Raw genomic sequence first — 12196 nt, 5'->3', positions numbered from 1 at the left:
GCGGGTCAGTCCTCTTCGGGCAGGACGATGCGGATGTGGAGTTCTTCGAGCTGGCGCGGGTCTACCGTGTCGGGCGATTGCACCATCAGTTCCTGGGCGCGCTGGGTTTTGGGGAAGGCGATGACGTCGCGCAGCGACGTGCCGCCGGCGAGCAGCATGGCGATACGGTCGACGCCGAAGGCGATGCCGCCGTGCGGCGGGGCGCCGTAGCGGAAGGCGTCCAGGAGGAAGCCGAAGCGCTGGCGGGCTTCGGCCTCGTCGATGCCCAGCAGGTGGAACATCTGGCGCTGGAGTTCGGGCTGGTGGATCCGGATGGAGCCGCCGCCGATCTCATAGCCGTTGAGGACGAGGTCGTAGGCCCGGGCCCGGGTGCGGGCCGGGTCGTCGAAGAGGCTGTCCAGGTCCTCGGGATGGGGCGAGGTGAAGGGATGGTGCCGGGCCACGAAGCGGCGTTCCTCCTCGTCCCATTCGAGCAGGGGAAAGTCGGTGATCCAGACGAAGTGCCAGGGGCCTTCGCCGGGGGGAGGGATGAGGGCGAGTTCCTGCCCCATGTGCAGGCGCAGCGCGCCCATCTGCTCGAAGACGGTGGGGGCGGGGCCGGCGAGCACGAGCACCAGGTCTCCGGGCCGGGCGCCGACGGCCTGCACGGCGGCGTCGACGTACGGGGTGGGCAGGACGTGCTCTTTGACGGAGGAAAGCGTGGGCGAGCCGTCCGAGGGCAGGCGGAAGTAGATCAGCCCGCCGGCCCCGATGCGGCGCCGCACGACGTCCTTGTCGAGCCGGTCCATGTAGCCGCGCCCCTGGTCGCCGTAGCCCGGTACGTTGAGGGCGACGACGTGGCCGCCGCGTGCCAGGATGTCGTCGAAGACGCGGAAGCCGGAGCCCCGGAAGACGTCGCTCAGGTCGTGGATCTCGAGGCCGAAGCGGGTGTCCGGCTTGTCGGTGCCGTAGGTGCGCAGGGCTTCGTCGTAGCGCAGGCGCGGGAAGGGGGTGGCGATGTCGATCCCGCGCGTCTCCTTCCAGATGGCCTGCATCAGCCCTTCCATCAGCGCATAGATCATCTCCTCGGTGGCGAAGGAGACCTCGACGTCGATCTGGGTGAACTCGGGCTGGCGGTCGGCCCGCAGGTCCTCGTCCCGGAAGCACTTGACGATCTGGAAGTAGCGGTCGAAGCCGGCCACCATGAGGATCTGCTTGTAGGTCTGGGGCGACTGCGGCAGGGCGTAGAACTTGCCCGGATGCAGGCGGCTGGGCACCAGGTAGTCCCGGGCGCCTTCCGGGGTGGACTTCATGAGCACCGGCGTTTCGATCTCGATGAAGCCGTGCCGGTCGAAGTAGCGGCGGGTGGCCTGGTAGAGCCGGTGGCGCAGCGTCAGGTTACGCTGCAGTTCGGGGCGCCGCAGGTCCAGGTAGCGGTACCGCAGGCGCAGGTCCTCGCTCGTCTTTTGCTGCTTTTCCTCGTGGGCCGAGACCGTGAAAGGAGGCGGGTCGGACGGGTTGAGCACCACGAGGTCGTGCACCCGCACCTCCACGTCGCCGGTGGGCAGCTTCGGGTTGATGGTTTCCTCCGCCCGCAGGGCCACCGTGCCCCGGATGGAGACGACGTACTCGCTCCGCAGCGGGGCGGCCCGGGCATGCGCCTCCGGATCGTCCTGGGGAGAGAAGACGATCTGCGTCAGCCCGTAGCGGTCGCGCAGGTCGATGAAGATGACGCCGCCGAGGTCGCGGCGCGTGTCCACCCAGCCTTTGAGCACGACCTCCTGCCCCACGTGCTCGCGACGCAGCGCGCCACAGGTGTGCGTCCGGGGGCCGTGGGTGTCCTGTGGAATATGAAGACGGGCGCGGGGTTGTATCGACATAAAAACAGCGTGTTCGACGACGAAAGGGGAAAGGCCGGATACGCACCGGTTCCCTCGATCCGGCCGGTGACCTACAAAAAAGGGCCGCCAGGGCCCGCATAAGAGGCGATAAATATACGTTTAATGGCGCGGGCGAATGGCGAGATTATCCTGAAAAATTGGTTTAGACGCCGACCTGGCGGTTTTCTATCTTTGGGGGTTCCGGTGCTGCGGAGCAGGACGCGCCTGCCGGGGCCTTGCCGGTAGCGCTTTTTTCCGTTAAACGAGATCGGTGACACCATGGCTTCTTCCAATGATCCGAGGGCCGCTTCGGCCAGGGGCAAAACCTTTTTCGGGCATCCCGGTGGGCTGGCCACGCTTTTCTTCACGGAGATGTGGGAACGGTTCAGCTACTACGGGATGCGGGCGCTTCTGGTGCTGTTCATGACGGCGGCCGCAGCCGGGGCCAACCCGGGACTGGGGTTTTCGGACGGAACGGCCGCGGCCGTCTACGGGCTCTACACGTTCTTCGTGTACGTGCTGTCCCTGCCCGGCGGCTGGGTTGCGGACAACCTGTGGGGCCAGCGCAAAGCCGTTTTCGTGGGCGGGTGCATCATTGCCCTGGGACACTTCACAATGGCCGGCCCGCTCGTCGGCCTGCCGGACCTGCCGACGTTCTTCGGCGGGCTGCTCCTGATCGTCATCGGGACGGGCTTGCTCAAACCCAACGTGAGCACCATCGTGGGGGAGCTGTATCCGGAGGGAGGGGCACGGCGCGATGCCGGCTTCTCGATCTTCTACATGGGCATCAACCTGGGGGCTTTCATCGGGCCGCTCATCTGTGGTTACCTCGGTGAGAACATCAACTGGCACTATGGCTTCTCGGCGGCGGGCTTCGGCATGGTGCTGGGACTGGTCCAGTACAAGCTGGGTGAACGCATGCTCGGCGCGGCAGGCCATCTCAAAACGGGCGAGGGGGCCGAGGTGCTCGCCGCCCGGAGCCGGCGTTTCTATGCGATTTCGGCGGCGGTGCTGGGGACGCTGGGCCTGCTCGCCTGGATGATCGCCAGCGGTATGCTCGCGGTCTCGATCGAGACCGTGGCCAGGACGCTGGGGGTGGTCGTGGTCGTGCTGGCGGTCCTCTACTTCGCCTATCTCATCTTGCTGGCCGGGCACACGCGGGAGGAGAAGAAAAGGCTGGGCGTCATCTTCTGGCTTTTCATCCTGGCCGCCATGTTCTGGTCCGGCTTCGAGCAGGCCGGGTCTTCGCTGAACCTGTTCGCCGAGCGACTCACCGACCGGGTCCTTTTCGGCTGGGAAGCCCCGGCCTCGTGGTTGCAGTCGGTCAATCCCATCTTTATCATCATCGGGGCACCGTTGTTCGGGATGCTGTGGGTGTCGCTGGCGCGCCGGAACGCCAACCCGTCGATCCCGGTGAAGTTTGCGCTCGGGTTGCTGGGGCTGGCGGCCGGTTTCTTCGTGCTGGCCTGGGGGGCCGCGCACGCCACGCCGGAGAATCCCGTTTCTCCGGCCTGGCTGGTCGTGACGTACGCGCTCCATACCAGCGGGGAGCTGTGCCTGTCCCCGGTGGGCCTGTCCTCGATCACGAAGCTGGCCCCGGAAAACCGGGTGGGCCAGATGATGGGCGTCTGGTTCATCGCGTCGGCGCTGGGCAACCTGATTGCCGGTCTCGTGGCCGGTCAGCTCGAGAACCTGGCGCCGGCGGCCCTCTTCCTCAATGTGGGGATGATCGTGGGCGGGGCCGGAATGGTTGCCCTCCTAGTCAGCCCGGCCGTGCGAAAGCTCATGGGGAACGTCGAATGACGTTCCCGGCGGGAGGTCAGGGCTCTTCGGCGGCCAGTTGCCGGACCAGGTCGAGGTAGAAGGTGGCGGCGTCGAAGCGGCTGCGGAGGGCGAGCTTGAGGCCAACCTGCTGGAGGTGGTCGGCGTCGAGGATGCCGAGGCAGGTGCCCCAGCGGGCCCGCTCCACGGCGACGAAGCCGTCGTTGACGCCGTCGCGGGCAAAGAGGAGGTGGTTGAGCGGGCGCAGCAGCGGGCTCATCGGCACGCCGGTGCCCCGGCCGGCCCGGCCGGCATAGGAGCGGTAACGTACGGCGGGGTGGTCGGGTACGGCGGGGTTGAACGTCTCCTCGACGTAGGCGGGGGTCAGTTCGGCGACGGCCCGGACGAAGTCGGTGGAGGCCTCCTTCATGGCGGCGGCGCTCATCCGGCCTGTCAGCCCGGCCATCCAGGTGCGGACCCGTTCCGGCTGTTCGAGGACGAGGTCCGCCAGGGCCGTCCCGTGGTGCGGCGTCGCGATCGTCGTCAGCGAGGCGACCCGGTCGTGTGCGCCGAGCACCGTGATGAGGTAGCGGGCGTCGAGGCCACCCATCGAGTGGGCGATGAGGTGGACGCGGTCCGCCCCCGTCTCGTCGAGCACGTGGCGGAGGCGCGCCTGCCACATCGCGGCCCGCACGGGCACGGTCTCGTACGGTGCCACGTTCGGCGCGTAGGCCCGGATGCCGTGTGCCCGCAGCCGCATCGCCATCGGGTGCAGCATCCCGCCCCGGCAGACGGCCGCCAGCATGCCGAAGCCGTGCATCAGCATGACGGGATAGCGCAGCCGGATAAGCGGCGGCTCGGGAAAAGGTGCCAGCGCAGCCCGGTGTTTCGAGGCCTTTTCGCTTCGCCGGTTCATCGCGTTCGGGCGTTGAACGGTGTGCGTTCGGGTTGTTCGGGCGCCGTTCCAGTGGGGCGTCCGGTTCAGAAGAGGGGAACCGGGTGGCCGAGGACGAAGCGTTCGAGCGCAAAAAGCACCGTGGCCATCACCAGGGGGACGCGGAGGTTGTCGTTGAGCGGTCCCGGCAGGGCCTCGGTGGCGGTGCCCAGCAGGACGGCAACCGCGCCGGTCCAGAGCGTCACACCCGGCGTCAGGGCGAGGGTCGCGAGCCCGGTCAGCAGGAAGGCCAGCGACCCCTCGACGGTGCGGGTGCCGCCGGGCCAGGGGTGCCGCCCGAGGCGCCGGCCGACCAGGGCGGCCGCGGCGTCGGCCACCATGAAGGCCGCAAAGGCCGGGGCGGCGATCCGCACCGGAAAGAGCCAGGTCAGCAGCGCCGCCGTCACGAGCACCCAGGTGGCCCCGTTGAGGACGACGGTGCCCGGCGGTGGCCGCTCGCTCCGCCGCATCATGGCCCCGAAGCACCGGTCGACGAGCCGGTTGAACCACGGTGCATACGCCCGCAACACGTCGGCGCCGGCAGCCAGCAGGGCCAGCGGCACCAGGAGGGCGAGCGCCGCCGGTTTGCCCAGCAAGGCCATCCCGAGCGGCACGACGAGCGCCAGCAGGTGCAGCCCCTTGCGCCACAACTCGCCGGTAAAATCCAGATCGTCCGCGGAACGCCCGGGGCGTGTGCTCGTCTCCGTCATGAGGAAGCCGTAAAAAGCGGGCGGATGCCTGCCGCCTGCCGGCAGGCCGAACGACGGCAAGTATACGAACGCCCCGCCGTTTCTATATTATGAGCTTCCGGAACACCTGTCAAAGGAGGATTTCCCGATGCGACGCAACATCCTGATTCCGCTTCTGTCGTTGCTGATGGCAGCCTGTGCCGGAGAGACCGACCGGGCGGCCGACGACTATGCCGGGCGCATGGCCCGCGAGCACGCCGGCGACACGCCCGATCCGACCGGCATCGTACGGCCGCCGGACATCCCCGTCGTCACGCGCGAGGTCGAGTACGGGGTGGTGGAGGGCCGGCCGGTTACCGGCTATCTGGCCGAACCGGCAAACCCGGACTCCGTCCTCCGGGCGCGGGGTGCGGCCGCCGGTGCGGGCCTGCCGGGCCTCATCGTCATCCACGAGTGGTGGGGTCTGAACGACAACATCCGGCAGATGACGGCGCAGCTGGCCGGGCAGGGATACCGGGCGCTGGCCGTGGATCTCTACGGCGGTCGGGTGACGGCGGATCCGGCCGAGGCACGGGAGCTCGTGCAGGCCGCCATGGCGCAACCCGAGACGGCGACGGCGAACCTCAAGGCGGCCTATGCCTACCTGACCGGGACGGAGCGGGCGCCGCGCGTGGCCGCCATCGGCTGGTGCTTCGGGGGCGGGATGGCCCTCAACGCGGCACTGGCGCTGCCCGCCGAGCTCGATGCCGTGGTCATCTACTACGGCCGCCTCGTCACCGACCGGGATCGCCTGGCCGCGCTGCAGATGCCGGTCATCGGCTTCTTCGGCGGGCAGGATCAGGGCATCCCCGTCGAAACGGTCCGCACCTTCGAGGAGACGATGAACGCCCTGGGCAAGAACGTCACCGTTCACGTCTACGAAGCGGCCGACCATGCCTTCGCCAACCCGTCGGGCACGCGCTACGACGCGGCTGCCGCCGAAGACGCCTGGGCCCGCACCCTGGCGTTTCTGGAACGGCACCTCTGGGGCTGAGGCCGGTCCGGTTGTTTCATGATAACCTTGCCGTGCTCCGGTGACGCGCAGGCTTCGGGCGGCGGCGTAACCTGTACGACCCCTGTGCTTCTCAAAACATAAAGAACGGGACGTTCATGATTACTTCCGCCGGAGCCTCGCGTGTGACCAGCCTGAACACCTATGTGGTCGATCCGGTTCATTCCTGCGTGCAGTTCCGGGTACGGCACCTGGGCTTCAGCCGGATCACCGGCCGCTTCGACACCTTTTCCGCCGTGTTGCGGATGAACCCGGTCTCGCTCGGCAGCCTGGCCGTCGAGGCCCGGATCGACGCCGCGTCGGTCAATACCGGCGATGCGGTGCGGGACGCTCACCTGCGCTCGGCGGACTTTTTCGAAGCCGATCGTTACCCGGAGATCCTCTTCAAAAGCACCCGCACCCGCGACGTGCGGGTCGATGCGCTCGTGCTCTGCGGCCGGCTGACCCTGCACGGCATCACCCGTCCGGTCGAGCTCGCCGTGACGTATCTTGGCGAGGCGCGCGACCTCGACGGACGGGAACGCATCGCCTTCGAGGCTCATACGCGCATCAACCGGAAGGACTTCGGCCTCACCTGGAACAGCGTGCTCGAAACCGGCGGCCTGCTCGTCGGTGAAGACGTGGAGGTCATGCTGGCGGTGCAGGCCGTACGCACCGCCGGCTAAACTCCTGCGACCAACCCTTCGACAAGGCACCCATGGAGTTCGACCTGAGTGAGCTGCTTCCCCGCGACCGTCACAAGCTGCTGAGCGGGCTCATCGTACCGCGCCCCATTGCCTGGGTCACCACGCTGGACGAGGCCGGCAACCTGAATGCGGCGCCCTTCAGCTTCTTCAACATGATGGGCAGCGATCCGCCGGTGGTGGTCTTCGGGCCGGGAGACCGCCCCGACGGCACACCGAAGGATACGGCCGAGAACGTTCGCCGCACCCGTGCCTTCGTGGTGCATGTGGTCGATGAGACGCTGGCCGAACGGATGAACGTGACGGCCATCGACTTCCCGCGAGGGCAGAGCGAGGTGACCGCCGCCGGCCTGACGCCCGTGCCGTCGGTGCGCGTGGCCGTGCCCCGCCTGGCCGAGGCACCGGCCGCCCTCGAATGCCGCGAGGTCGCGACCCTGAACGTGGGCCGCACGCGCCTCGTCGTCGGGGAGGTGCTCTACCTGCACGTCCGGGACGAGCTCGTCGATCCCGGGCTGATGTACGTGCATACCGAAAAGCTGCACGCCGTCGGTCGCATGCACGGTGGCGGCTGGTATACCCGCACCCGCGACCTCTTTCGCATGGACCGCATCCCGTTTGAAAAATGGAATGAAGAAATGGTTAGATGATGTGGTGAAAATATTCACCTGTTCTTTGGGTAACCGGCGTGGGGATGCGGCGTATGCAGCCACCGAGCCGGAGTGATTCGGCTTCCGGGCAGGCTGCTCGTGCGAAGCGAGCTGGTCCGGGGTTGTGTCATGTGAAGCCTCGACGCAGGCCCTCATGACCTTTTCATCATGATACTTTTTTTCGGATAATCCTATGCGTATATACTTGCTGAGTCAGATGCGGAGCCCGCACCCGGTCCTCATGCGCGAGCGTCCTTTCAGTCGCATCGTGCTGGGACTGGCCGGCCGGCGTGCGCCCCTGTGGGTTCAAAGCCAGGAACGCTAGTGGTGCAGGGCGTTCGGTTCCGCCGGGCGCCCGGCCGAACATACATCCGCGACGGGGGAGGGGCTGCGGCCGCGGCTCCTCCCCCTGCGTTTTTCGAAGGGGAGCGGCTCGCACCCCGGTCGCGAATCCGGTACTTTGGAAAAGATTCCGTCTCCTGCCCCCGACGGGCTCCCGGCATGGACATCGAAACCCTGTATCGGTACTGTCTGGCCAAGAAAGGCGCCACCGAAGACACACCCTTCGGCGAGGACGTGCTCGTTTTCAAGGTGATGGGAAAAATGTTTGCCCTCCTTTTTCTGGAGGAGCGGCCGTTGCGCCTCAACCTTAAATGCGATCCGGCGCGGGCGCTCGAACTCCGGGCGCGGTATGCTGCGGTGCAACCCGGCTACCACATGAACAAGCGGCACTGGAACACGGTCGTGCTGGACGGTGAAATCCCCATTGCCGAGGTGAAGGCGCTGATCGACCACGCGTATGACCTGGTCGTGCGCGGGCTGCCGAAGCGGGATCGGGAGGTGCTGGCACGGTCATGACGCTCGACGTCCTGTATTTGGACAACCACCTGCTCGTCGTCAACAAGCCGCCGGGCTTGCTGGCACAGGCCGACCATACCGGCGACCCGGATGTGCTCACCCTCGGCAAGGCGTGGCTGAAGGCGCGCTTCGGCAAACCCGGCCGGGTGTTCCTCGGCCTCGTGCACCGGCTCGACCGGCCGGCTTCCGGGGTGATGGTGCTGGCCCGGACGTCGAAGGCGGCCGCCCGCCTGAGTGACCAGTTTCGCCGTCGCCTGCCCGAGAAGCGCTACCTGGCGCTCGTCGAGGGGGTGTGGACGGGGGCGGGCACGGCGGTAGACCACCTCGTGAAGGCCGGGCGCACCGTACGGGTGGTGCCGGCCACCCATCCGGGGGCACGGCGGGCCGAACTCGCCTGGCGGGTGCTGGCCACCGACGAAGCGGAGCGCCTCAGCCTCGTCGAGGTGCGGCTGGAGACGGGACGCCCCCACCAGGTCCGCGTGCAACTGGCCCACCGGGGACACCCCCTGCTCGGCGACTTCCGGTACGGCGCCTCCCGCCCGCTCGACGGGCGCAACCTGGCCCTGCATGCCTACCGGCTCGGTATCGAACACCCGACCCGCCGCGTTCCGATGCACTGGGTGGCCCCGCCGCCGGCGGCCTGGGGTACGCGTTTCCGGGAGGCCATCCGGGAGCGGCTCGCCCGTGAATGAAGGCCGCTTCAGGCGTCGATCCGGTAGGCCTGAACCCCCTCGGCACAGGCGCCTGCCCCGGGAACGACGCAGACGGCGGCTTGCCGGAACGGGTCGAGCACCACGGGCAGGTAGTTGTATGTCTCGAAGTATTTGGGCTTGCGGTGGAGCCGCTCGGCCAGTGCATGGCGGAACGTGTGGTACGCCTCCCGGCCCATCAGGATGAACCGGGCCTCGGCGCCGGCCTCCTGGAGCTGCCGGACGCTGTCGTCGATGAAATCCAGGATCTCGTCCTGCGTGGGGGTATGCTCGAGGATCGTCATGGTGTAGCGTTTTCGGGGGTTATGCCGGGCCAGAGACGGTCGATTAAGGGAGGAAAGGGGAGGTGGGGATTACCTGAAAGTTCAATGACGGCGCGGAACAGCGCAGACCGGTGCACCGGTACCAGCAGCGTGCGCTTCGCGTCGAAGGCGGTGGGTGCATCATCGGGTTGAAGCCGTTATGACGCCACGGGAATTGCTAGGCAAGTACAGGGACGACGGACGTTTCGTGACGGGGGCGTTTTACGCTTCCGATCCGTTGCCTGTTCGGCGTGGGGCGTGTGTCGGCGTCGTGCTCTTGCATCCCGGCGGTCCCCGTCGTGCCGAGGATACCCCTTCTTTTCTCTACAACGTGCTCATGGACCCGGCGCTGCTCGAGGTGCCGCTCGGGAAGCGCTTGCGGCCGGTGGTTTGCCGCCTGCTGGCGTCGCTCCTGGCCAAACCGATCAACCGGGAATACGAGATGATCGGGGGGCGCTCGCCGATCAACCGGCTGACGCGGGAGCAGGCACAGGCGCTGGAGGCGGCCCTGAATCATAAGTTCGGGCAGGCCGCCGGGATCGAGTTCCGCACCTACATCGCCGCGCGCTACGGCCACCCGTCCGCCGAGGCGGCAGCCCTCCAGATGGAAGCCGATGGGGTGGATTGCGTGGTGCTTCTGCCGCTCTACCCCCAGTACTCGAAGCTGACGACCGGCTCTTCCCTGTTTCAATGGTGGGTGCTCGAGCAGTCGGGTGAGATCCCGCGCTGGCCGACGACCTTCGTCTATGAGTATGCGGCCCATCCCAAATACGTTCAGGCCATCAGCGAGCGGATCGACGAGGCCCTGCAACGCTTCCCGCGCGCGGTGCGGAAGGACGTGCACCTGGTTTTCGTCGCCCGGGGGACTCCCCTGCGCGAGATGACCGAGCGGCGGGACCCGTACTGCTGCCTGGTACACGCCACGGTCGACCGGGTCATGGCCTGTCGCGGGCACGACCTGCCGTTCCACGTCACGTTTCAGAGCGTGCTGGGGGTGGCCGAATGGCTTTCGCCGGAGACGGAGGAGAAGCTGGAAGCCCTCGCCCGGGACGGGGCACGGGCTGTGCTGATGGTCCCGGTCTCTTTCGTTTCGGATCGCCTGGAGACGGTCTACCGGCTCGACGTGAAGCTGCGCGAGCGGGCCGAGGCACTCGGGGTCTTTCATTACGAGGTCACGTCCGGGTTGAACTGCCATCCCCTCTTCATCGAGGCGCTGGCCGAAATCGCCGTCGCGCAGCTCGTCTGCGGGGACACGGCCTTTGCCGGCTTCAGCGGCGACGGGGTGCCGTCCTATGCCCTGTGCCCGCTCGGGCGCCGGGCGTCGTTTGCCCCGTCGGAGCGGATGACGCGGTGTGCCCGGTGCCCGGCCCTGGCCGAGGCGATGCGCTGGGAGCACGACACCGGCCTGCCGGCACCGGTGGACCGGCCGCGGCACTAGCCGGCGGCGCTCAGGTCACCAGGAGCAGCCAGACCATGCCGGCGCCCAGGGTGAGGAACGTGGTGGGCAGACCGGCCCGGAGGTATTCGGTGAACGTCAGGCGTATGCCGCGGTGACGGGCCGTCTCGGCGACGATCAGGTTGGCGACGGAGCCGAGCAGGGTCAGGTTGCCGGCCAGCGTGGTGGCCATCGCGAGCGTCAGCCAGGCCTGGGTGGGGTCGGGGAATTGCGGCACGAACGGGCGGAAGAGCATCACGGCCGGCACGTTCGAGATCAGGTTGCTCAGCGTGGCCGAGACGAGGCTCAGCGGTACGACGCCTCCCTCGGCCAGCGGCAGCATGACGGTGAAGAGGCGGTCGCGCCAGCCGGTCGTCTCCAGGGCGCCGGTCACCACGAACAGCCCGGCGAAGAAGACGAGCAGCGACCAGTCGATCTCGCGGAAGACGCGTTCGGGCTTCAGCCGGCGGGTGACGAGCAGGAGGGCGGCCGAGGTCAGCGCGGCCAGAGGAGGCGATACACCGGCGAGCAGGGCCCCGAGCAGCAGCCCGGTCGCCAGCAGGCTTTTGCGCAGGAGCGGGCGGTGGTATCGCAGCGTGGCCGGGGGCGCGTCCTTTTCGAACGGCTGCCCGAACTCGGACCGGTAGGTACGTACCACCACGATCCATGCCAGCACCAGCCCGATGAGCGCGACCGGCAGCAGATAGGCCGAGAACGTCGTGTAGCGGAGGCCCGAGGCCACCCCGATCAACATGTTCTGCGGGTTGCCCGTGATGGTCGCCACCGACCCGATGTTGGCCGCCAGTGCCAGCCCCATCAGGTACGGGATCGGGTTGCGTCGCAGGGACAGGGTGACCTCGGCGACCAGCGGCGTGAAGATGAGCACGATGGTGTCGTTCAAAAAGAGCGCCGAGAGGAGTCCGGCGGCGATCATCAGCAGGAATAGGAGCTGCCGGGGCGAGCGGGTGCGGTGCAGCAGCCGCCCGGCCACCAGGCTGAAGAAGCCGGCCATGCGCAGGTTGGCGTTCAGCACCATCATGCCGAACAGCAGCGTGAGCGTGTCGAGGTCGAGGACGGCGTAGGCTTCTTCCAGCGAGAGGAGGCCCAGGGCCAGGAGCGCTGCGGCGCCGACGAGTGCGATACTTGCCCGGTTCATCCGCAGGCCGGGTACGTGCCCGGCGGCAATCCCGGCGAACGTCAGGGCGATGACGAGCAGGCTGAGCCAGGGCGGGGGCATGCGTCGGGTGCGGTTGTGAGGGGCATGCCG

13 protein-coding genes are annotated in these 12196 nt (G+C 67.8%); 8 read left to right on the top strand and 5 right to left on the bottom strand.

What is annotated here, in order from left to right:
* Positions 1–5: 5 nt before the first annotated feature.
* Positions 6–1859, bottom strand: a complete 1854-nt coding sequence (gene aspS, locus GQ464_RS05490; RefSeq protein ID WP_166977440.1) for an aspartate--tRNA ligase — start codon at positions 1857–1859, stop codon at positions 6–8.
* A gap of 279 nt (positions 1860–2138) precedes the next feature.
* Between aspS and GQ464_RS05485 the strand changes: the two genes are divergently transcribed.
* Positions 2139–3662: a peptide MFS transporter gene (locus GQ464_RS05485; RefSeq protein ID WP_166977441.1), complete on the top strand. Its 1524-nt coding sequence runs from the start codon at positions 2139–2141 to the stop codon at positions 3660–3662.
* Between the two features lie 16 nt (positions 3663–3678).
* Here GQ464_RS05485 and GQ464_RS05480 read toward each other — a convergent pair whose 3' ends face one another.
* Entirely contained in the window at positions 3679–4536 is an 858-nt protein-coding gene (locus GQ464_RS05480) for an esterase/lipase family protein (protein ID WP_166977443.1), read from the bottom strand.
* A 65-nt stretch (positions 4537–4601) separates the two neighbouring features.
* Entirely contained in the window at positions 4602–5264 is a 663-nt protein-coding gene (locus GQ464_RS05475) for a diacylglycerol/polyprenol kinase family protein (RefSeq protein ID WP_166977445.1), read from the bottom strand.
* A 127-nt stretch (positions 5265–5391) separates the two neighbouring features.
* On the opposite strand from GQ464_RS05475, the gene GQ464_RS05470 reads away from it, so the two are divergent.
* The 6 genes from GQ464_RS05470 to GQ464_RS05450 all read left to right on the top strand — a co-directional run bounded on the left by GQ464_RS05470 (position 5392) and on the right by GQ464_RS05450 (position 9174).
* Positions 5392–6276 (top strand): dienelactone hydrolase family protein, encoded by an 885-nt coding sequence (locus GQ464_RS05470; protein ID WP_166977447.1) that lies wholly within the window; start codon positions 5392–5394, stop codon positions 6274–6276.
* A 116-nt stretch (positions 6277–6392) separates the two neighbouring features.
* Positions 6393–6959 (top strand): YceI family protein, encoded by a 567-nt coding sequence (locus GQ464_RS05465; protein ID WP_166977449.1) that lies wholly within the window; start codon positions 6393–6395, stop codon positions 6957–6959.
* Positions 6960–6991: 32 nt separating this feature from the next.
* Positions 6992–7624, top strand: a complete 633-nt coding sequence (locus tag GQ464_RS05460; RefSeq protein ID WP_166977451.1) for a flavin reductase family protein — start codon at positions 6992–6994, stop codon at positions 7622–7624.
* Positions 7625–7817: 193 nt separating this feature from the next.
* Positions 7818–7949: a hypothetical protein gene (locus tag GQ464_RS18700; protein WP_262899686.1), complete on the top strand. Its 132-nt coding sequence runs from the start codon at positions 7818–7820 to the stop codon at positions 7947–7949.
* A 176-nt stretch (positions 7950–8125) separates the two neighbouring features.
* Positions 8126–8482, top strand: coding sequence for an MmcQ/YjbR family DNA-binding protein (locus GQ464_RS05455; RefSeq protein WP_166977453.1), 357 nt, complete (start codon positions 8126–8128; stop codon positions 8480–8482).
* The gene (locus tag GQ464_RS05450; RefSeq protein WP_166977455.1) at positions 8479–9174 is read left to right on the top strand and encodes an RluA family pseudouridine synthase; all 696 of its coding nucleotides are present in this window, start codon (positions 8479–8481) and stop codon (positions 9172–9174) included. Before GQ464_RS05455 ends, GQ464_RS05450 begins: the two co-directional genes overlap by 4 nt.
* A gap of 8 nt (positions 9175–9182) precedes the next feature.
* Here the strand turns inward: GQ464_RS05450 and GQ464_RS05445 are convergent, their stop codons facing one another.
* Positions 9183–9476, bottom strand: a complete 294-nt coding sequence (locus GQ464_RS05445) for a family 4C encapsulin nanocompartment shell protein (protein ID WP_166977457.1) — start codon at positions 9474–9476, stop codon at positions 9183–9185.
* Between the two features lie 256 nt (positions 9477–9732).
* Between GQ464_RS05445 and hemH the strand changes: the two genes are divergently transcribed.
* A complete protein-coding gene (hemH, locus tag GQ464_RS05440) occupies positions 9733–10932 on the top strand; it encodes a ferrochelatase (protein ID WP_228350636.1) in 1200 nt (399 codons plus the stop codon).
* Between the two features lie 10 nt (positions 10933–10942).
* On the opposite strand, the gene GQ464_RS05435 is transcribed toward hemH, so the two are convergent.
* Complete coding sequence (locus GQ464_RS05435) at positions 10943–12166, bottom strand: anion transporter (RefSeq protein WP_166977461.1); 1224 nt, start codon at positions 12164–12166, stop codon at positions 10943–10945.
* Between the last annotated feature and the right edge of the window lie 30 nt (positions 12167–12196).

The organism is Rhodocaloribacter litoris, from assembly GCF_011682235.2.
Taxonomy (GTDB): Bacteria; Bacteroidota; Rhodothermia; order Rhodothermales; family ISCAR-4553; genus Rhodocaloribacter; species Rhodocaloribacter litoris.
The sequence above is the reverse complement of the archived record's forward strand: the minus strand, read 5'-3'. Positions and strand labels throughout refer to the sequence as shown.